Annotated in this window: 17 protein-coding genes and 2 pseudogenes; 13 read left to right on the top strand and 6 right to left on the bottom strand. The window is 71.2% G+C overall.

All coding sequences use genetic code 11. The features are described 5' to 3' along the window. Nucleotides 1–116: 116 nt before the first annotated feature. Complete coding sequence (locus tag OG505_RS14025; RefSeq protein ID WP_405433720.1) at nt 117–1,235, bottom strand: cellulose binding domain-containing protein; 1,119 nt, start codon at nt 1,233–1,235, stop codon at nt 117–119. Between the two features lie 10 nt (nt 1,236–1,245). Continuing rightward, complete coding sequence (locus tag OG505_RS14020; protein ID WP_405433719.1) at nt 1,246–2,748, bottom strand: cellulase family glycosylhydrolase; 1,503 nt, start codon at nt 2,746–2,748, stop codon at nt 1,246–1,248. A 641-nt stretch (nt 2,749–3,389) separates the two neighbouring features. Between OG505_RS14020 and OG505_RS14015 the strand changes: the two are divergent. Continuing rightward, nucleotides 3,390–4,238, top strand: a pseudogene (locus OG505_RS14015) (molybdopterin-dependent oxidoreductase); the annotation flags it as partial. A gap of 35 nt (nt 4,239–4,273) precedes the next feature. Here the strand turns inward: OG505_RS14015 and OG505_RS14010 are convergent. Then, entirely contained in the window at nt 4,274–5,155 is an 882-nt protein-coding gene (locus OG505_RS14010; RefSeq protein WP_405433717.1) for a LysR substrate-binding domain-containing protein, read from the bottom strand. 116 nt (nt 5,156–5,271) lie between these two features. On the opposite strand from OG505_RS14010, the gene kdgD reads away from it, so the two are divergent. From kdgD to OG505_RS13970, 8 genes are read left to right on the top strand one after another with little or no spacing between them, the layout of a single operon-like run. Further along, the gene (gene kdgD, locus OG505_RS14005) at nt 5,272–6,186 is read left to right on the top strand and encodes a 5-dehydro-4-deoxyglucarate dehydratase (RefSeq protein ID WP_405433715.1); all 915 of its coding nucleotides are present in this window, start codon (nt 5,272–5,274) and stop codon (nt 6,184–6,186) included. Nucleotides 6,187–6,188: 2 nt separating this feature from the next. After that, nucleotides 6,189–7,802, top strand: coding sequence for an aldehyde dehydrogenase (NADP(+)) (locus tag OG505_RS14000; RefSeq protein ID WP_405433713.1), 1,614 nt, complete (start codon nt 6,189–6,191; stop codon nt 7,800–7,802). Nucleotides 7,803–7,846: 44 nt separating this feature from the next. Then, nucleotides 7,847–9,202 (top strand): glucarate dehydratase, encoded by a 1,356-nt coding sequence (gene gudD / locus OG505_RS13995; RefSeq protein ID WP_405433711.1) that lies wholly within the window; start codon nt 7,847–7,849, stop codon nt 9,200–9,202. A gap of 39 nt (nt 9,203–9,241) precedes the next feature. Continuing rightward, nucleotides 9,242–10,258, top strand: coding sequence for a tripartite tricarboxylate transporter substrate binding protein (locus OG505_RS13990; RefSeq protein ID WP_405433710.1), 1,017 nt, complete (start codon nt 9,242–9,244; stop codon nt 10,256–10,258). Continuing rightward, a complete protein-coding gene (locus OG505_RS13985) occupies nt 10,255–10,791 on the top strand; it encodes a tripartite tricarboxylate transporter TctB family protein (RefSeq protein WP_405433708.1) in 537 nt (178 codons plus the stop codon). The genes OG505_RS13990 and OG505_RS13985 overlap by 4 nt, the downstream gene beginning before the upstream one ends. Before the next feature lie 45 nt (nt 10,792–10,836). Beyond that, complete coding sequence (locus OG505_RS13980) at nt 10,837–12,351, top strand: tripartite tricarboxylate transporter permease (protein ID WP_405433707.1); 1,515 nt, start codon at nt 10,837–10,839, stop codon at nt 12,349–12,351. A gap of 34 nt (nt 12,352–12,385) precedes the next feature. Continuing rightward, on the top strand, nt 12,386–12,778 hold the full coding sequence (locus OG505_RS13975) for a universal stress protein (RefSeq protein ID WP_405433705.1): 393 nt from the start codon (nt 12,386–12,388) through the stop codon (nt 12,776–12,778). A 36-nt stretch (nt 12,779–12,814) separates the two neighbouring features. Continuing rightward, the gene (locus tag OG505_RS13970) at nt 12,815–13,738 is read left to right on the top strand and encodes an AEC family transporter (protein ID WP_405433703.1); all 924 of its coding nucleotides are present in this window, start codon (nt 12,815–12,817) and stop codon (nt 13,736–13,738) included. 37 nt (nt 13,739–13,775) lie between these two features. Here the strand turns inward: OG505_RS13970 and OG505_RS13965 are convergent, their stop codons facing one another. Further along, the gene (locus OG505_RS13965) at nt 13,776–14,135 is read right to left on the bottom strand and encodes an ATP-binding protein (protein ID WP_405433701.1); all 360 of its coding nucleotides are present in this window, start codon (nt 14,133–14,135) and stop codon (nt 13,776–13,778) included. An 18-nt stretch (nt 14,136–14,153) separates the two neighbouring features. Further along, the gene (locus OG505_RS13960; RefSeq protein WP_405433700.1) at nt 14,154–14,447 is read right to left on the bottom strand and encodes a low temperature requirement protein A; all 294 of its coding nucleotides are present in this window, start codon (nt 14,445–14,447) and stop codon (nt 14,154–14,156) included. A 107-nt stretch (nt 14,448–14,554) separates the two neighbouring features. Here OG505_RS13960 and OG505_RS13955 point away from each other — a divergent pair, with 107 nt between their 5' ends. The 3 genes and pseudogenes from OG505_RS13955 to OG505_RS13945 form a co-directional block, all read left to right on the top strand. Beyond that, a complete protein-coding gene (locus OG505_RS13955; RefSeq protein ID WP_405433699.1) occupies nt 14,555–14,878 on the top strand; it encodes a hypothetical protein in 324 nt (107 codons plus the stop codon). Between the two features lie 447 nt (nt 14,879–15,325). Continuing rightward, nucleotides 15,326–16,129, top strand: a complete 804-nt coding sequence (locus OG505_RS13950) for a CPBP family intramembrane glutamic endopeptidase (protein ID WP_405433697.1) — start codon at nt 15,326–15,328, stop codon at nt 16,127–16,129. Between the two features lie 233 nt (nt 16,130–16,362). Next, nucleotides 16,363–17,506 (top strand): annotated as a pseudogene (locus OG505_RS13945) (AMP-binding protein); the annotation flags it as partial. A 110-nt stretch (nt 17,507–17,616) separates the two neighbouring features. On the opposite strand, the gene OG505_RS13940 reads toward OG505_RS13945, so the two are convergent. Continuing rightward, complete coding sequence (locus OG505_RS13940; protein WP_405433696.1) at nt 17,617–19,956, bottom strand: lysylphosphatidylglycerol synthase domain-containing protein; 2,340 nt, start codon at nt 19,954–19,956, stop codon at nt 17,617–17,619. A gap of 120 nt (nt 19,957–20,076) precedes the next feature. Here OG505_RS13940 and OG505_RS13935 point away from each other — a divergent pair, with 120 nt between their 5' ends. Beyond that, nucleotides 20,077–20,688: a DedA family protein gene (locus OG505_RS13935; protein WP_405433694.1), complete on the top strand. Its 612-nt coding sequence runs from the start codon at nt 20,077–20,079 to the stop codon at nt 20,686–20,688. Nucleotides 20,689–20,732 lie beyond the last annotated feature (44 nt).

Here is a 20,732-nt window from a genome sequence, read left to right as displayed (position 1 = left end):
TGCCGCAGCGTGGTTACTCGTACGGTGGACAGGTTCTGCGAGAACGAGGCTGGCGCCAGGAGTATGGCCGCTTTGTGGGTGCGGCGGTCGGCCGCCGCACCCACACCCACCGGCGGTCAACTCACCGCGCACCCGACCACCGGCGCCGGGTTGGTGCCGGTCGAGGACGCCAGGAAGCCGAAACTGGTCGAGCCGCCCGGCGTCAGGCCGCCGTTCCAACTCAGGTTCCGGGCGGTGACCGTCGTTCCGGTCTGCGTGGCTGTGGCGTTCCAGGCCTGCGAGATCTGCTGGCCGTTGCCGAGGTTCACCGTCGCGGTCCACGCCGTCGTCGCCGTCGTCGTGTCGTTACGCACGCTCATCTCGCCCTGGAAGCCGCCCGGCCACTGGGAGACCACCCGGTACGTTGCCGTGCACCAGCCGTTGCCGGGCGGAGGTGTCGACGGTGACGGGGTCGGGGTGGCCGAGGGGGTCGGGCTCGTCGACGGGCTGGGCGGAGCGGTACCGCCGAGCACCTGCGCGAGCGCGGGATAGAAGCGGTTGGCCATCTTCCGGAAGCCCGAGTCGTTCGGGTGTACTCCGTCGCCGGTGTCCGTGGCCGCGTTGAAGCCGGTCCACTGGTCCACGACGACGATCGGTGACTGGGCGGTGGTGAGACCAGCGGCCCAGCCGGGGATCCGGCTGTTGAGCGTGATGGTGTCGGTGGGGCAGGTGGCGCAGCCGTGGTGCGGGATGATCTGCGACACGATGATCTTCATGGTGGGGTTGTTCGCCCGCATCTGCCCGACGAGCTTGGTGAACGCGGCGAGGATGGTCTCCATGGACTGCCAGCCGCCCCAGAGGTCGTTTGTGCCGAGGTGCACCACGACGACGTCCGGTCGCGCCGCACTCAGCCAGGGCGGGAGCTGGTTGTTGTCGGCGATACCGACGGCGGAGAAGCCGCCGTGGCCCTCGTGGTCGCCGTCGTAGGAGAATCCGTAGTTGCAACCTCCTCCGTCGGAGGTGCTGCCGACAAAGTCGATGTTCGAGTATCCGGCGGTCTGCAACTGGTTCCAGAGCAGGGCACGCCAGCAGCCGGGGCCCGCGGTGATCGAGTCACCGAGCGGCATGATCCTGGTCGGAGCCGCCGCCGAACGGTTGGGAGCCGACTGCACGGGGGAGCCCGGGAGCGCCACCGCGAGCGCGAGGGCCGCGGTGATCGCGGCGATCACCGCGTACCGGAGGGATTGTCGCGACATTGGGGGCTCCCTACGGCGTCACGGTGAGCAGGTGGGCGCGGTAACCTTCGCCGTAGGACTTGGTCGGGGTGCCGTTGTAGTCCTCGATGAGCACGTTGCCGCCGCTGCAACCCCACGGGTTCCAGGTCCAGGCGGTGTAGCCCAGCCGGTTGCGGTCCAGCCAGGTCATCAGCCGGTCGATGTAGTCGTGGGCGCAGCTGTCCTGGCCGATCTCGCCGGCGTGCACCGGCACCTGCGCGGCCACCGGCGCGATCTGGGTATCCCAGCAGGTCTCGGTGACGCAGGCGTTGAAGTTGTACGAGTGCCACGAGGCGACGATGTTGTTGCGCGGGTCGGTCGGTTTGTAGGTCAGCCACTGGGTCAGGTCGTTGGTCCAGGTCAGGCCGGGGACCAGCAGCACGTTGGTTGCGCCGGTGGCCCGTACCGCGTCGATTAGGTTCTGCATGCCGGCTACCTGGTAGGCGATGCCGGTGCAGGTGCCGCCGTCGCGCAGGCACCGCCACGCGGCCGCCATGTCCGACCAGTTGTTGGCGGCGTCCGGATAGGGCTCGTTGAACAGGTCGAACAGCACCGCGTCGTTGCCCTTGAACGCGGTGGCCACCCCGGTCCAGAACTGTGGCGTGTACTGCCGGCTGGGCATCGGCTTCTGGCAGGTGGCGTTGACGTCGGAGCAGGCCGAGATATTGCCGGTGTACTGGCCGTGGGTCCAGTGCAGGTCGAGGATCGGGTTGATCCCGTTGGCGACCAGCAGGTTCGCGTAGTCCTTGACCGCCTGCTGGTAGACGGTGCCGCTGGGCGAGCCGGACAGGCCCAGCCAGCAGTCCTCGTTGAGCGGGATCCGGACCGCGCGGATGTTCCAGGCCTTCATCGCGTCGACCGAGGCCTGGTCGACCGGGCCGCGGTCCCACATGCCCTTGCCCTGTACGCAGGCGAACTCGCCGCTGGCCCGGTTGACGCCGAGCAGGCGGTAGGTCGCGCCGCTCGCCGTCACCAGCTTGTTGCCGGTGACCCGCAGGCTCGGCGCGGCGCCGCTTGGCGGCGGGGTGGTTGGTGGCGGGGTCGTCGGGGGAGTGCTCGGCGTCGTCGGGGGCGGGGTGACCGCACCCGTGCAGGTCGTGCCGTTGAGCGCGAACGAGGCCGGTACGGGATTGGCGCCGTTCCACGACCCGTTAAAGCCGATAGTGGTCGACCCGCCGGTGCCCAGCGAGCCGTTCCAGCTCAGGCTGGCCGCCGACACCCGTGCGCCGGACTGCGACCAGGTGGCGTTCCAGCCCTGGCTGACCCGTTGGTTGGCGTTGGGGAAGTCGAACGTCAGGGTCCAGCTCGTGAGCGCGGAGCCGAGATTGGTGATGGCGACGTTGCCGGTAAAACCGCCGGTCCACTGGCTCTGCACGGTGTAGGTGACCGCGCATCCGGTGGCCGCGGCCAAGGCCGGAAGGGTGACCGCTGTCAGGCCGGCGGTCGCCAGAGTGCCGGCGACCGCCGACGCCAACAAGGCGTGACGAGGTGCCATGAAGCTCTCCTAGAGATAGCGGGGAGCGTCGATGGGAGCGCGTCTGGGAGCTTTCTCTCTTGGCCGCACAACGTCAAGCTGATCGATGTGCTCGTCTCCCGGGCGACCACGGTCTCACAACGTCTAACTCTCGACGGGCGACCGGTAATGGGCGGGTTCGTCTCTACCGGTGGTCAAGTACGGCGACCTGCTGTTCGGATGAATCGACCCACCAGGGGTGCCACCGTGGGCAGGACAGGAATTCTCAGCCTGTACTGAGGTGAGCTCAGCAAGGATTCGGGACGACACGGGCGCGCGTCCATAGCGGACAGTGTTGCGCAGACCCCCACCCTGCACGACGCGCTGACCCGGGTCGCGGCCGGCGGCTGGTCACACGTGATCCTCGCCGGCAAGCTGTTCGACACCGACCGCCTCGCCGAGACCACCACCTGGACGTCACCGGCGCGCTCCACTGGGCGGCGTCGGCGCTGGATCTGCCGACCCTGGCTGACCCGGCTACGAAGGCGCCGGCCACATCAGGGCCTTCGGCCCGGCGCATCCGGCAAGACCGAAGTGTAGTGATCCAGGCCGTGTGTTCGAGTTGCATCGATGCGTAGGCGCCAACGTGGTCATCCAGGTCACGAGCGAAGGAGCGAGGGCAAATGGCGAGCGCCACCGAAAGCGCAGGACGGGCGTTACTGGCGGTCGGCGGGCTGGTGCGGCGGGCGGAGGTGTCCACCGACGGCCGTACGCTGCATCAGATCGGCGGCCGGGAAACCGGCCGGAGTACGAGCCGGTGCGGCTGCCCCCGCGGCGCGGCGTTCTCCTGGTACGCGTACTCACCGACCCGGGTGCGCTACCCGTACGCCCGGGCGTGCTGGTGGAGATGTTCCGGGAGGCCAAGGCCCGGCTGGGCGGTGACCCGGTCGCGGCGTGGGCCGACATCCAGGCCGACTCGGTGCGTCGGCGCCGGTACCAGCAGGCCTGCGGCAAGGGCGGCCGGTCCGGGTGTCGTGGGACGAGTCGCAGGAGATGGTAGCCGCGGCGCATGTGCACACGATCGGGGAGTACGGCCCGGATCGGGTGGCGGGTTTCTCGCCGATTCCGGCGATGTCGATGGTGTCGCACGCCGTTGGCGCCCGGTTCCTCTCCCTGATCGGCGGCTCCATGCTGTCGTTCTACGACTGGTATGCCGACCCGCCGGTCGCGTCGCCGCAGATGTTCGGCGACCAGACCGACGTACCCGAGTCCGGTGACTGGTGGGACGCCTCGTACCTGGTCATGTGGGGTTCCAACGTCCCGGTGACCCGGACCCCGGACGCGCACTGGAGGCCCGCTACCGCGGCCAGAGGGTCGTCGTGGTGTCGCCGGACTACGCCGACAACGTGAAGTTCGCCGACGAGTGGCTGCCCGCCCAGCCCGGCACTGACGGCGCTCTGGCGATGGCGATGGGTCACGTCGTGCTCAAGGAGTTCTTCGTCGACAAGGTCCCGCCGCGGTTCAAGCCCAGCTCTCGCGGCGGTTTGGTCTGCGGCCAGCCGGCCGGCTACGCCGTCACCTTGGCGAGCAGGGCGGCCAGCGCCGGGTTCTGCTGGGTGGTGCGCCACACGCAGTGCAGCTTCACCGTGCGCTCGGGCATGTCCCTGACGTCGAGGAAGGCGAGGTTCTCCAGGCGCAGCGCCGACGCCGACCGGGGTACCAGAGCCACCCCGAGATTGGCGTTGACCACGGACAGTAGGGTGTGCACCTGGCTGATGTGCTGGACGTACCGGGGGGCGACCCCCGCCCGCTGGAAGGCCGCGACCACCAGTTCGTAGAAGTACCAGGCCTCCGACGGTGAGTAGGTCACCACGTCGTGCTCGGCGATGTCGGCCAGTTCCGGCGGACGGCCGAGGCGGGTGAGCGGATGGTCGCTGGGTGCGGCGAGCACCAGCGACTCGGTGTGCACCAGACGGGACGCCAGTAGGTCGGAGCGGGGCACCTCGCGGACCAGCCCCACCTCGATCTCGTCGGCCAGGAGCGCGTCGAGTTGCGCCCGGGTCACCATCTCGGTGAGCACCAGGTCGACGCCGGGCAGGTGCTCGGCCGCCGCGGCGATCCAGCGCCCCAGCACTGTCAGGGCCGACACCGCGGTGAAGCCGATCCGGATGGATCCCGCCGTCCCGTCGGCGACCCGTCGGGCGGTCAACGGGGCGGTGGCGGCGAGGGTCAGCAGCCGCCGGGCCTCGTCGAGGAACACCCGACCGGCGGGGGTGAGCGCGACGCCGGTGGAGGTGCGCTCGAAGAGCACCAGGCCGATGCTGCGCTCCAGTCGCTGTATCTGGCGGCTGAGCGGGGGCTGCGTCATCCGTAGCCGCAACGCCGCCCGGCCGACGTGGCCCTCCTCGGCGACGGCCACGAAACCCCGCAGCTGATCAAGCGTGAACACCACACCTCCAGGGGAGATGTCGAAAAGGTATCAGGCTATGCCCAACATGTGTTGGACGGGTATAAGCAGAGGTGGTTAACCTCGCGCTCACCTACTCGAAACAGGAGTTGAGCGTAATGACGCGATACACCCCCACGGAGCTCCAGCGTGCGCTGGGGAGTGGGTTGCTGTCCTTCCCGGTGACCCACTTCACTGACGAGCTGCAGTTCGACGAGGCGGCGTACCGCGACAACCTGGCCTGGCTCTCCTCGCATCCGGCGGCGGGACTGTTCGCCGCCGGCGGCACCGGCGAATTCTTCTCCCTGACCTCCGAGGAGGTCGGGCGGGTGGTCCGTGCGGCGGTCGAGGCCAGCGGCGGTGCCATGCCGATCCTCGGACCGGCGGGCTACGGCACGGCACAGGCCGTCGAGATGGCCCGCGACGCCGAGCGGGCGGGCGCCGACGGGATCCTGCTGTTCCCGCCGTACCTGACCGAGGCGAGCCAGGACGGTCTCGCCGCCCACGTCCAGGCGGTCTGCGCGGCCACCTCGCTGGGCGTGATCGTCTACCACCGTGCCAACGGCGCGTTCCGCGTGCCGACCGTCGAGAAGCTCGTCCGCGAATGCCCGAACCTGATCGGCTTCAAGGACGGGGTCGGCGACATCGAACTGATGACCCTCCTGTACGCGACGGTGGGCGACCGCCTGCTCTACATCGGCGGCCTGCCCACCGCGGAGACGTTCGCCCTGCCCTACCTCGAGCTTGGCGTCACCACGTACTCCTCGGCGATCTTCAACTTCGCCCCCGAGTTCGCCCTGGACTTCTACGCCGCCGTGCGGGCGCAGGACCGTTCCGGCGTCTACACCCGGCTCAACGAGTTCGTACTGCCCTACCTGGAGATCAGGAACCGCAACGCCGGCTATGCGGTGTCGATCGTCAAGGCCGGCATGCGGGCCGTCGGCCGCTCGGCGGGCCCGGTCCGGCCGCCCCTGACCGACCTCACCGCCGACGAGCTGGCCACGCTCACCAGCCTCGTCGCGAAGGTGAGCTGACCGTGCCCAGCACCGATGCCACCCGGGTCGACACCGCCCTGACCGGCGCCATGCTGATCGGGGGCAGCTCCGTGCACGGCGGCGCAGGCGAGGTACGGGCGGTGGACCCGCGCACCGGGAACCAGCTCGAACCGTCGTACGGGCTCGGTGGCACCGCCGAGGTGGACCGCGCCGCGGAACTCGCCTGGACCGCATTCGACGGCTACCGCCACACCGACCTGGAGACCCGGGCCGCCTTCCTGGAGAGCATCGCCGCCAACATCGAGGCCCTCGGCGACGCCCTGATCGACCGGGTGCAGGCCGAAACGGGCATTCCGGCGGCCAGGGTGCTGGGCGAACGGGCCCGCACCTGCAACCAGCTCCGCCTGTTCGCCTCGGTCGTCCGCGAGGGCAGCTGGCTCGGCGTACGGATCGACCCGGCCCAGCCCGAGCGCACCCCGCTGCCGCGCCCGGATCTCCGCCAGCGCCGCATTCCGCTGGGTCCGGTGGCGGTCTTCGGCGCCAGCAACTTCCCGCTGGCGTTCTCGGTCGCCGGCGGCGACACGGCATCGGCGCTGGCCGCCGGCGCCCCCGTCGTGGTCAAGGCGCACGAGGCCCACCCCGGCACCTCCGAGCTGGTCGGACGGGCGATCCAGGCCGCGGTACGCCGGCACGGCCTGCCCGAGGGCACCTTCTCGCTCCTGTTCGGCGACGGTCCCGGACTCGGCGCCGCACTGGTCCGCCACCCCCGGATCAAGGCGGTGGGCTTCACCGGGTCCCGTACGGCCGGGTCGGCGCTCGTCGCGGCGGCCGCCGCCCGTCCCGAGCCGATTCCCGTCTACGCCGAGATGTCCAGCATCAACCCGGTGATCGTGCTGCCCGGCGCCCTCGCCGAGCAGGGCGCCGAGCTGGGCACCGCGCTGATCGCGTCGGTCACCACCGGTGTCGGCCAGCTGTGCACGAGTCCGGGGCTGGTCTTCCTGCCGGCCGGCGCCGGCTTCGACGAGTTCGTCACGGCGGCCGCCGACGCCGTCCGCAGCTCCCCGGCGGCACCCATGCTCACCGCGGGCATCTGCGCCGCCTTCACCGCCGGTGTGGACCGGCTGGCCGCGACCGAGGGTGTGACCGCCCTGGCCCGGGGCGCCGAGGACGCCGCGATCGCCTCGGCCGGACGGGCCGGGATCTTCGTCACCGACGCCGCCACCTTCCGGGCCGACCCGGCACTGCACGAGGAGATCTTCGGCGCGGTCACGGTGGTCGTCCGGATCACCGGCAGCGACCAGCTGCGGGAGATCGTCGAGCGGCTCGACGGGCAGCTGACCACCACCGTGCACGCCGCCCCCGGTGATTACGACGAAGCGCGGCGGCTGCTGCCCCTGCTCGAACTCAAGGCCGGCCGGGTGCTGTTCAACGGCTGGCCGACCGGAGTCGAGGTGGGCCACGCCGTGGTGCACGGCGGCCCCTTCCCGGCCACGTCCGACTCCCGCACCACCTCGGTCGGCACCCTGGCGATCGACCGGTTCCTCCGGCCGGTCAGCTACCAGAACATCCCCGCCGAGCTGCTGCCGGCCGATCTCGCCGACGACAACCCGCTCGACCTGCCGCGGCGCGTCGACGGACGACCGGGACGGCACTGACCCATGGCCCCCGCCGGACGAGCAACCACCAGGAGGTGTGAACCATGACAACCAGCACCCCGCCACCGCGCAGCGGCTCACCGGTCGTGACCGAGATGCGCGTCGTGCCGGTCGCCGGTCACGACTCCATGCTGCTGAACCTCAGCGGCGCACACGGCCCGTTCTTCACCCGCAACATCGTGATCCTCACCGACACCACGGGCCGCCTCGGCGTCGGCGAGGTGCCCGGCGGGCCGGCCATCACCCAGACCCTGCAGGACGCCCGCGACCTTGTGGTCGGCCGCCCGATCGCACACCACCACGCCGTCCTGGACGCCGTCCGGCGCCGCTTCGCCGACCGCGACGCCACCGGACGCGGCGCGCAGACGTTCGACCTGCGTACCACCATCCACGTGGTCACCGCGCTGGAGGCGGCGCTGCTGGACCTGCTCGGGCAGTACCTGGAGGTCCCGGTGGCCGCCCTGCTCGGCGACGGCCAACAGCGCACCAGCGTTCCGACCCTGGGCTACCTGTTCTTCATCGGTGACCGCAACCGCACCGACCTGGCGTACCGGGACGAGCCGGAAGCTGCCGACGACTGGCTGCGGCTGCGGCACGAGGAGGCGCTGACCCCCGACGCGATCGTCGCCCTGGCCGAGGCGGCCCAGGCCCGCTACGGCTTCCGGGACTTCAAGCTCAAGGGCGGCGTCCTGCCCGGTCCCGTGGAGGTCGAGGCGGTCACGGCGCTGGCCGCCCGGTTCCCGGACGCCCGGATCACCCTCGACCCGAACGGTGGCTGGCTGCTCAGCGAGGCCGTCGAGCTGTGCCGCGGCCTCGGTGACGTGCTCGCCTACGCCGAGGACCCGTGCGGCGCCGAGGGCGTCTTCTCGGCGCGCGAGGTGATGGCGGAGTTTCGCCGCGCCACCGGCCTGCGCACCGCCACCAACATGATCGCCACCGACTGGCGCGAGCTGGGCCACGCGATACGCGCCCACGCGGTGGACATTCCCCTGGCCGACCCCCACTTCTGGACCATGAACGGATCGGTGCGGGTCGCCCAGCTCTGCGAGGCGTGGGGACTGACCTGGGGTTCCCACTCCAACAACCACTTCGACGTGTCGTTGGCGATGTTCACCCACGTCGCCGCCGCCGCGCCGGGCGACATCACCGCCATCGACACCCACTGGATCTGGCAGGACGGCCAGCGACTCACGAAGAACCCGCTGACCATCACCGACGGCGCCATCGACGTTCCCACCGCACCCGGCCTCGGCGTCGAACTCGACCTCGACCGGGTCGAGGCGGCACACGAGCTGTACCTGAAGCACGGCCTCGGCGCCCGAGACGACGCCGCGGCCATGCAATACCTGATCCCGGGCTGGACCTTCCAACCCAAGCGTCCGTGCCTCGCCCGGGGCTGACCCCCACCACCCCCTTGAGAAGCTCACCGAGGAGCTGACATGAAATCTCCCGCCTGGTCCCGCACGACCTCCCGCCGGCGGCTGCTGGCCGGCTTCGCCGCGCTGGCCGTGCTGCCGGTCGCCGCCTGCAACGGAGTACAGGGCGGCAAGGACGCCGCGGGCGGCAACTACCCCAGCCGCGCCGTGCAGTTCACCGTCCCGTTCGCCCCCGGCGGCAGCAGCGACCTCATCAGCCGCGCCGCGGCCAAGGCCGCCGAGAAGCCGCTCGGCCAGTCGGTCGTCATCACCAACAAGGCCGGCGCGAACGGTGCGGTCGGCGACAAGGAGGTGCTCGCCTCCGCCGCCGACGGCTACACCGTCGGTCTGGCGGTCAAGTCGCTGTTCGCCATCACGCCGCTCGCCGTCAAGGACCCGAGCGCCATCCAGGTCGACAGCATGGAGATCGTGGCGACGCTGACCCAGGAGGACTACGTCCTCGTCGTCAACGCGGCCTCTCCGTACAAGACACTCGAGGACCTGTTGAAGGCCCCCAAGATCCGGTATGCCACCGCCGGGGTGGGCACCGGCGCCCAGCTGTCCCAGGCGCTGCTGTTCAAGGCCGCGAACGTGACGGCCACGGACGTGCCGTTCGACGGTGGTGCGCCGGCCACGACCGCCCTGCTCGGCAACCAGGTGGAGGCGCTGTCCGCCTCCCTGGCCGAGACCATGGAGCAGATCAAGGGCGGCAAGCTGCGCCCGCTGGCCGTCTTCTCCGAGAAGCGGAGCACGTACCTTCCCGAGGCGCCCACCGCCAAGGAGAAGGGCTTCGACGTCGTGGTGGACCAGCGGCGCTTCATCATCGCGCCGAAGGGCCTGCCCGCGGACGTCGCGAAGAAGCTCAACGACTCCTTCGCCGAGGCCCGCAAGGACGCGGCGTACGACAAGTTCCTCAAGGACAACTACATGGAGCGCTGGGAGGTCTCTGACAAGGAGGCCCGCCAGCACCTGAAGGACTCCGCCAAGCAGTACGCGGACCTGACGGCGAAGTTCCAGCTCACCTTCGGTTCGGGCAAGTGACCGCAGAAGACAGCGGGACACCCGGTGAGCGTGTCGTCGTCGTCGACGGCACGGCGCCGGGGGCCGGGCCGTCCGAGGGGGAGCTCCCCTCGGGCGGCCCGGGCCACGCGGCGCTGGCCGGTGCCATCCCCGTCCTGCTCGGCCTGGTCACCATGTGGCTGGCCCGGGACCTCGGCCTCGGCACGCTGACCGATCCCGGCCCGGGTCTGTGGCCGATGATCGTCGCGGTGCTGGTGCTGCTCACGGGTATCGGCATCCTGCTCAGGGCCCGTCAGGCGACGGACACCGAGGCGTTCACCCGGGGCGCCGTCGTGGTGGTCATCGCGGCCGCCAGCCTGGCGGCGTACGCGTTCCTGTTCGAGCTCGTCGGCTTCGAGATCCCCACCGTGCTCCTGCTGGTGCTGTGGCTGAAGTTCTTCGGCAACGAGAGCTGGCGCACCACGGCGGTCGTTTCGGTGATCGCGACGGCGGCTGCGTACGCGCTGTTCATCACCGCGCTCGGGGTGCCGCTGCCCCACCTGATCGCCATCTGACCGACCTGGCTCACCGACCCCTTCTGGGCCGAGAGGAGATCCGCCATGGACCTAGCCCCCGTGCTGTCCGGGTTCGCGGTGGTGTTCGAACCACAGAACCTGCTGTACTGCCTGATCGGCGTGACGCTCGGCATGCTGGTGGGCGTCCTGCCAGGTCTCGGCCCGGCCGCCACCATCGCCATCCTGCTGCCGATCACCTACGGCATCGAACCCGCTGCGGCGGTCATCCTCCTCGCCGGCATCTTCTACGGCGCCCAGTACGGCGGGACGATCACCTCGGTCCTGCTGCGGCTGCCCGGGGAAGCCTCATCCGTGGTCACCGCCATCGACGGTTACCAGATGGCCCGGCAGGGCAAAGCCGGCTCAGCCCTGGGCATCGCCGCGATCGGCTCCTTCATCGGCGGCACCGGGTCGATCATCCTGTTGACCCTCGTCGCGCCCTTCGTCGCCAACTTCGCACTGGAGTTCGGACCGGCCGAGTACACCGTCCTCGCCCTGATCGGCATCTTCCTGATCGCCACCCTGGGCAACGGCACCCTGATCAAGAGCATCGCCGCGGCCGGCGTGGGTCTCATCCTCGCCACCGTCGGGCTCGACCCGATCGTCGGCACCGCCCGGTTCACCTTCGGCAGCGACCAGCTGGCGGACGGGATCGACTTCGTCATCGTCGCGATGGGCCTGTTCGGCGTCGGTGAGATCCTCTACAACCTGGAGCACCGGCTCCGGCCACAGCCCGCCGTACTGGCGTTCGGGCGGGCCCTGCCGACCCGCCTCGAGTGGCTCGGGGCCCGGCTGGCCATCCTGCGCGGATCGGTGGTCGGTTTCGTCCTCGGCGTGCTGCCCGGCGGCGGCGCCACCATGTCCTCGCTCGTCGCCTACGCCGTGGAAAAGCGCTCGGCCAAGGATCCGTCCCGGTTCGGCAAGGGCGCGATCGAAGGGGTGGCGGGCCCGGAGAGCGCCAACAACGCCGCCGCGACGTCGTCGTTCATTCCGCTGCTGACCCTCGGCATCCCGGCGAACGCGACCATGGCCGTGCTCTTCGGCGCGCTGCTGCTGCAGGGCATCCCGCCGGGGCCACAGCTCATCGTCGACCACCCCGACGTGTTCTGGGGCGTGATCAACTCAATGTACGTCGGGAACATCCTGCTGCTGCTGCTCAGCATCCCGCTGATCGGGGTGTTCGTGCGGCTGCTCAAGGTCCGCGCGGCAATCCTCGCGCCGCTGACCGTGCTCATCACCATGATCGGCGTGTACAGCATCCGGAACAACGTCTTCGACATGTTCCTGGTCGTCGCGCTCGGCCTGGTCGGGTACGGGATGAAGAAGCTCGGCTTCGAGCCCGGCCCGTTCGTACTCGCCTTCGTCCTCGGCGAGTTGCTGGAATCGTCCTTCCGCCGGTCGATGCGACTCTTCGGAGGCGACCTCACCGGCTTCGTCGAACGCCCGGTGTCGGCCACGCTGGTCGCCGTCTTCGTGCTGACCGTGGTCATCGTGCCGGCGCTGCGCGCGGTCCGTGGCCGACAGGCGGCGCGCGCCGAGCGGGAAGTCGTCGGCGTCTGACCCCCGATCGCACCACCGTCCGGAAGGAAGAGAAATGGCAGTCCTGCTCGGCTACCTGCCGACTCCGCAAGGCGAGGCGGCCTTCGCCCGCGCCCTCCAGGAGGCCGCGCTGCGCTCCACCATGCTCGTGGTCGTCAACTCGGCCCGGACCGGCGCCCTCGTCGACCCGGCCCTGGCCGACGACGCCCAGCTGGTCCGGCTGCGCGCCGCCGCCGACGCCGCCGGGGTGCCGGTGGAGATCCGCCAGCCGGTCGCCGAGCACGGCGCCGCCGCGGACCAGCTCATCGACGCGTCGGCCGAGGAGGGCATGGACCTGCTCGTGATCGGTCTGCGCCGCCGCTCCGCGGTCGGCAAGTTCGTGCTGGGCAGCAGCGCGCAGCGGGTGCTCATGGAGGCTCACACCCCGGTGCTCGCCGTCAAGGCATAGGTTGGCCGCCGGACCGGCGAGCAGTAGAGAGTCGACGTGCAGGGCGTCCTGACGGGTTTCGCCGTCATCATCACCGTCATCGCCGTCGGCTACGCGCTCGGCCGTGGGGGAGTGCTGGGGCCGGAGGCGGCCACCGTGCTCTCCCGGGTCGCGTTCTTCGTGGCGACGCCCGCGCTGCTGTTCCAGACCGTGGCCCGGGCCGACGTCCACGCGGTCCTCTCGTCTGCCCTCGTCGTCACGGTGGCGAGCACCACCGCCGTGGCGACGCTGTTCGTGATTGTCGCGAAACTGTGCTGGCACCGCCCCGTGCCGGAGGCGACGATCGGCGCCCTGGCCTCCTCGTACGTCAACGCGGCGAACATCGGCATCCCGGTCGCGGTCTACGTCCTCGGTGACGCCTCGTTCGTCGCGCCGATCCTGATGTTCCAACTCGTCGTGATGGCGCCACTGGCATTCACCGTCCTCGAGCTGAACACGGCGCGGAGCCGGCCGTCGCTGTTCACGACGGTGACCCAGCCGTTGACCAACCCGGTAACCCTCGCATGCGCCCTGGGCCTCGTGGTCAGCCTGACCGGCTGGTCGCCGCCGGAACCGGTCCTGCGACCGATCGAGCTCGTCGCGGCGATGGCGGTGCCCGCCACACTGATCGCCTACGGCGTCTCCCTGCACGGTGCTCCGGCTCCGGGCTCCGGTGACACCGGACGCGACGTCCGACTCGCCGTCTTCCTCAAGACAGTGGCCCAGCCCGCCATCGCCTACCTCGTCGCCCGCTTCGCGATGGGCCTGCCGCAATCCCTCGTGCTGGCCTGTACGGTCACCGCGGCGCTACCGACCGCGCAGAACGTCTTCGTCTACGCGATCAGGTACGGCCGCGGCGCGGTCCTGGCACGCGACGCGGTGCTGCTGTCGACCGCGGCCGCGATACCCGTGCTGCTCGGCGTGGCGGTGCTCGGCAGCTGAAACGCTCCCCGCCGATCCTGGTGCCCAGCTCCAGCCGTCAGCACCCGTTACCTTTCGTGACGTTTGTGCAGTTCAACGCCCCACCGTGCCGGCAGGCAGGACGCGCGTCAGCTCCGCCGGCGCGGCGCAGGCCGAGATCGCGCTCGGCCTGCGCCCGGTCGCTGTTCACGTCACCGAGGCCCGGTGACGTGAACGCTGCCCCGATCATCCGTGCCGAGGCTCCCACCGGAAGTACCGGCGCGCCATCGGGGACACCGGGTCCGTCGTCGGTGACCTCCACGCACCCCCACCCGTCGCGCAGCGACACGCGCAGGGTCGCCTGGGTACGGGCGTGACGGGCGGCGTTGTCGGCCAGGTTCCGCAGCGCGCGGCCCAGGTCGTGGGCGTCCCCGGCCACCCGCGCCTCGCGCGACCGTCACGACTGCCTGCACCGCGAGGGAGTCGAGAGGGTAGCGGCTGGTGGTCCATGACGGCCCTGCCACAGGCCGAACAGCGCCAGCAGGAGCAGGAGTGTCTTGGCGGCCTGGGCGACGGCCGGCCGCCACGCGCTGTCGTGGGGATCGATCACCAGGTGGTCGAAGATCCGGGACACGATCCGGGTCAGCGCGAAGACGAGCACCAGGTCGAAGAACAGCTCGAGGAACGTCGCTTGGGCCTGCTGCACGATCGGCGTCGGCGGACCGGGTCCGAGAAGCGGGTCACCGGCCATCGTCGGATGGCACCGGTGCCGCCTCGTTCGGGTGCATGCGGGTGATGACGGCTTCGGTGTCGCGTGGGCGCCGATACCGTGGTGGCGGCGGGAGTGCCGGTCGCCGCGTGAATCAGGCCGCGTTCCAGCACGGTCACCTCACCGCTCCCCTGACAGCGCTCACGCTCACCGATCCCGTGGGGAGCATCCTCGTCACCATCACGGTCTTTCGGGAAACCTTCTCCGACGAGCCCATCCGGGTCGTCGGTCTCGTCCTGACGGCCGCCACGGTCGGCGGCGGGGTGTGGCTCGCCGTCCGCCTGCTCGACCGGAGCCGACGAACACCGTCGACGGTGACAGCCGTGCGGCGGGCGGAACGCAGAGCACCAGCCTCGACGCAGGCGCGCCAGCCCCCGGGTCGGTGGACCGTTCGACGCGGCCTCACGCCGTGATCTTTCCGTGGGATCTATCACCGGGCTGGCAGATGGTGGGGCGGTTCAACGAAAGCGACTTCTCGGCGGGCTGCGGGGTGGGCACGATGGGAATGTGCAGGGGTGAGGCTTCCCCGGGCCGATGGTGAGTTGGGATCGCTCGCCCAGCTCGACTCCGGCCTCGACGCGGGTTCCTCATCCCTGTCCGCGTGACCACCATGACCGGGCAACACCGGGCGTGGCAGCGAGCATCGCGGAGTGACCTACGACTACCCCGCCGATGCTCGCCCTGCCGGTGCGAGACGGCGGCAGGGCCGAAAAACCGGCAGTCTTCCGACACCCGGTGATCGGAGCGCCGCTTGTCTGCGACGAAGACGCCGGCATCCGGGCCGGCGTCGGGCAGCCCGGGTCGGAGAGGGCCCGGCGGCGGCCCGGCCGAGTAGCGACAGAACTCCCGGAGAGGGGACGATGGACGCGCCCAGGCACCGCGACTCCTCCTGCGCCCGGCGGCTGCCGGTGCGTGTGTATCTGCTTCTCGTCGTCATCTACCTCGCGATCGGGCAGGGGCTGGGCCACGTGCTCACCCGCGGATTGCACCTGAGCTACCCGACGCCGCCTGACGTCGGCGGGACGTGGCGGATGCTCACGGTGCCCGTCACCGCCACGCTGCTATTCACGGTGGCCGCGGTCACCGCCCTTTGTTGGTGGCGGCCCGTGTGGCGCGACGACCGGCCGGTGCAGTCGTGGGTGATCGTCGTGCCGATCGTGATGGTCGTGAGCGTCGTCCTGGTCACCGACTACGGCGGTCTGGCGGACAGGGGCGTGGTGTTCACCCTGCTCCTGCTGCTGTCCACGATGCTGATCGGCTTCAGCGAGGAACTCATGTTCCGAGGTGTCGGCGTGGTCACCTTCCGCAGCAACGGCTACCGCGAGGGCAGAGTCGCGCTGTGGTCGACGATCATCTTCGGCGTCGCGCACCTGGCGAACCTCTCCAGCGAGGGGCTCAAGACCCTGGTCCAGGTGATCGCCACGATCATCGCCGGCTACTTCCTCTACCTCATCCGTCGGCGCACGGGCGGGATCCTCGCCGCGGCGCTCGTGCACGCCGGCTGGGACTACTCACTCATCTCGAACGGCATCGCCGGAGGACAGACACGCGGCCTTCCGATCGTCGCCATCGGCGCGCTGATCGTGCTGGCCGTTGTGGTCCTGGTCGGACGCAAGAGAATCACGCCGGTCAGCACCCGGAGCGCCGCCGGCAGCCGGACATGACAGCCCGGCATCCGGTGATTGACGCCCACGTTCCCGGCGCGTGAGGCACGCCCAGCGCCAGCGCCGCGGCATTGGCGGAGAAACCAGCGATCGCGCTCTTCCTCCTTAGCACCTGCCGACCGGCCGTGAGGGCCATTCGGGAAAACGTCAGCCGCGGGGGTGCAGGCGTGAACACGATGGGCGTGCGAGCACAGGGCAGGAGCGTCGACGGACTCGGTAGCGGGGTGGACATCGTGCAGGACATGGCTGTCACAGTGCCCGACATCGACCCGGAAGCATCAGGTCTGGGGCAGCGGGTGTGGGACAACGCCGCGCAGAACCCGACCAAGGTGCAGTTCGTGCGCCCGGCGCCGGTGTCGAGGGCGTGGCCGGTACGCCGGTCGGTTCGCGGCGGTGACGTGCCGGTGACCTGTGCGCAGTTCCGCGATGACGTCACGACTCTCGCGCGGGGATTTGTCGCCGCGGGGATAGGACCGGCGACCGCGTCGCGCTGATGAGCCGAACCCGCTACGAGTGGACGCTTGTCGATTACGCCCTGTGGGCGGTCGGCGCGGTGAGCGTGCCGATCTATGACACCACCAGCGCCGAGCAGGTGACGTCGCGCTGCGTGACAGCCTGGGTGGGCGATGCCCCACCGTCATCGTCGGCGGCGCGCGCCGATGGACGAGTGGTTGAGCCACTTCTTCCGTGGTGCCGGCGTGCGCGTGCTGGAGGGCTACGGCCTGACCGAGACGTCACCGGCGTTGACCGTCAACCGACCCGACCGGCAGCGTATCGGCACCGTCGGGCCGCCGCTGCCCGACGCGCAGATCCGGGTGGCCGCCGACGGCGAGATCCAGGCTCACGGTGTTCGGCGGCTGCTGGGACAACCCGGACGCCACCCGCAACGCGTTCACCGACGACGGTTGGCTGCGCACCGGAGACCTCGGCCACCTCGACACCGACGGGTTCCCGCACGTCACCGGCCGCAAGAAGGACCTCATCGTGACGGCGGCCGGTAAGCACGTCGCTCCCGCCCCGATCGAGGAGGCCGTCCGCGCCCATCCGCTGGTCAGCCAGTGCGTGCTCGTCGGTGACGGCCGCCCCTACGTGGTCGCGTTGATGGCCGTCGATCTCACCGCCTGGCAGCGGTGGCGGGGCACCCGCGAGGGCACCGTGGACGAACCGCGTGATGATCCGCGTCTGCGCGCCGAGGTCCAGCTCGCGGTGGACCGTGTCAACCACGGCCTGTCCCGGGCCGAGCAGGTCAAGACGTTCCGCATCCTGCCCCGTGAGCTCACCGAGGTCGACGGTGAGCTGACCCCGACGCTCAAGGTGATACGCGCCGTGGTGACAGCGCATGTCGCCGCGGACATCGACGATCTGTACCGGGGGCACGCCGGCGCACGCCCGGCGGACCCCGTCGCGGGACCGGCTGCCACCGCGAACCCGTCCGATGGCCCCCGCTCCGGATCACGAACGCCGCAGCGACCGACACGCGCCGGTGTTCACAGCAGCCGGCGGTGGGTCAGGACCCGGAAGGCCAGGTAGCCCGGGGGTACCGGGAGCCAGAACGTCGCGAGACGGTAGATCAGGGTGCCCGCGACGGCGGTGTCCAGCGGCAGCCCGTAGAGCAGCAGGCCGGAGACGAGTGCGGCTTCGGTGGCGCCGAGCCCGCCGGGGGTGGGCGCGGCGGATGCGACGCCCTCGCCGACGAGGCAGACCAGGATCACCGGGGGCAGGTGCACCAGCGGGACCGGCCCGGTGGCGAGCAGCCCGAGGTAGAGACAGAGGCCGTAGGTGAGGGTGAGCGCCGTCGACGCGACGACGAGCCACCGCAGCCCGTGCTGGTGGCGCAGTTCGCGCAACGCGGTCACGACCTGGCCGGCCGCCGCGCGTCCGCGCCGGCGGATCCGGGGTACGGCGAGCACCGCGGCGAGGACCAGCAGCACGGCCAGGGCGCCCAGCAGTAGCGGCAACGCCCTGGTCGCATCGTGGGTGAGGATACGGGCCGGCTGTCGGGCGAACGGCAGCAGCACCGGCAGGAGCAGCACCACCGACAACACGCCGGCGGTGCGGGAGACGGCCACGGCGGTGCCCGCGTCGGCGGCGACCAGTCCCTTCTGGTGCAGGTACCGCAGGCTGAGGGCGGCGCCGCCGAGGCTGCCGGGAGCCAGCCGGTTGGCGAACGACGCGGCGACCTGCACCACGGTGGCCTCGCCCAGCGGGACCCGGCCGGCTGCGGCCAGCCGGAGCACGAGGCCGCTGAGCGGGTAGGTCAGGGCGGAGCCGAGCAGCGTCGCCGCGACCGCGACCGGGTTGGCGTGCACGATCAGACGCATGGCGGTGCGTATCTCGCCGAGCTGGGGGAGCAGCAGGTGCACGATCACCCCCAGGACCAGCAGCTCCAGGACCGCACGGCGGCTGATCCGGACCACCTTCGCCGCCGGGCGGTCACGGTCGGGGCTGCGTCGCAGGATCTCCTGGCGTAGGCAGGTCAGCATGCCGGGGTGGCCGCGCAGGGCGTCGCGGCTGGCGCGGGACAGCACCGCAGGTTGCAGGAACGGCACGCTGTCCGCGACCGCCTCGACGCCCAGGCGGTCGGCCGCGGCGGCGACCACGCCGGCCGGGTCGACCCGGGTGGACAGGGTGACCATCAGCTCGACGACGTCGCGGGCCTGCTGCTCGGCCGAGGCGTCGTCGGCGCCGAAGCCCAGGTCCACCAGGTGGGCACGGTCGCGGCCGACGAGCACGTTCGCGGCGCGCAGGTCGCGGTGCGCGATGCCCGCCCGGTGCAGGCGCGCCACCTGTTCCCAGGCGTCGCGCACGGCGGCGAGCGGGACCGGCCCGACGACGGCGTGCAGTGGGGCGGCGTCGATGAACTCCTGCACCAGCACGGCGTCGCCGCCGGGCATGGCGGCGGTCGTGACAACGGCCGGTATCCGGACGCCGGCGCGCTCGGCCAGCAGGGTCAGGCACGTCTCGTGTTCGCTCTGCTGGCGGGCGCTCAGGTAGGGCGGCGCGTCGGCCACGTGCCGGTAGCGCATCCGTCGGTAGAGCTTGTAGAACCAGTCCGCGTCGCGTTGCTCGCCGCCGGTCACCTTGACGAACAGTCGCCGCCCGTCGGTGGTGACCGCCTGCCACGGCTGCGACCCGCGGGCGTCGCCGTGGATCGGCGCCAACCGTGCCACGTCGATCCCGCGCCGCCGCAGCGCCGCCCGCAGGGCGGGCACCGACCGTTGCGGCCCGACCTCGCCGACCGCGAGCCGGGTCAGACACACCGCGAGCCAGCCGACGAGGACGCCGCCGACCACGTCGACCGGCAGGTGCGCCCCGACGTGGATCCGCGCGACGGCGACCAGCCCGATCACCACCCAGGCCGCGCGGCGCCACCGGGGGCCGCCGGCCCGCGCCGCGACGAGCGCCAGGGCGGTGGCGACCGCGACGTGTCCCGAGGGATACCCGAGGCGTCCGGTGATCGTCTCGCGCAGGACCACGTCGGTGAGCAGCGCCGCGGGTCGCTGCCGGGCGACCGCGGCCTTGACGGCGACCGCGAGCCAGTACGCCAGGTTGCCGGCCAGCAGGAGACTCCACGCGGCGCCGATCCGGCGTGCGACGACGGCTGCCGCGGCGGCGACGAACACCGCCGGGTACGAGCCGAGCTGCATGACCAGGACCAGGACCGGGGTGAGCCCGGCGGGGAGGTGGTTGAGCAGGGTGAACAGGTCCCGCTCCCAGGGCGGCACCTGGTGGCTGCGCACGCCCGCGCCGAGCGCCGCCAGCAGGCCGGTCGAGACGGTCAGGCTGACCAGCAACGCCGGCGACGGGCGATGCGTACGCGCTCCCACCGGTCCTCGGCCGCCCCTCATCCGGCACCGTCACTGCCGTCGACCCGAACCCTACGGTTCGCCCGCGCACCGGAGGTGCTTCTTCGGCACCGGCCACCCGTCGGGGGCGACAATCAGCGGGTGGACAGGGTCGTGGCGGTGCTCGTCGGGCTGCCGCCGCTGCTCGTCCTGACCCTGGTGATCGTCCTGCCGGCCCTGGAGTCGTCGACCCTGCTCGGGCTGGTCGTGCCCGGAGAGACGGCGATCCTGATCGGTGGTCTGGTGGCCCACGGCGGCGCGCTGCCGCTGTGGGCGGTGGTCGCCGGTGGCGCCTTCGGGGCGTGCCTCGGCGACCAGGTCGGGTATGCCCTGGGCCGACGGTACGGCCCGAGTGTGCTCGACCGCGCCCCGCGGGTGCTGCGCCGACGCGTCGACCTCCGGCGGGCCCGCCGCCTGGTCGCCCGTCGCGGAGCGTGGGTGGTGGTCACCGGACGCTGGGTGGCGGTGCTGCGGACCGTGGTTCCCCTGATCGCCGGCGCCGGTGGGATGCGCTGGCCGTTGTTCCTGCGGGCGAACCTGCTCGGCGGGCTGCTCTGGGCAACGGCGGTGGCGACGCTGGGCTACCTGGGCGCCGCCTCCTACCACTATCTGGAGCGGGAGCTGGGCATCGGCGAGTGGGCCCTGCTGGCCCTGGTCGGCGCCGTCGTGGCGCTGCGAATGTGGCGGGTCCGGCGGGAGCCGGCCAGCCGGTGAACGGCGTGGCCAATCGCCCGCGCGCGGTGGGCCGGATCGGTAGC

The sequence above is a fragment of the Micromonospora sp. NBC_00617 genome (genome assembly GCF_045161355.1).
GTDB lineage: Bacteria > Actinomycetota > Actinomycetes > Mycobacteriales > Micromonosporaceae > Micromonospora.
This window is presented reverse-complemented; position numbering and strand designations above follow the sequence as displayed.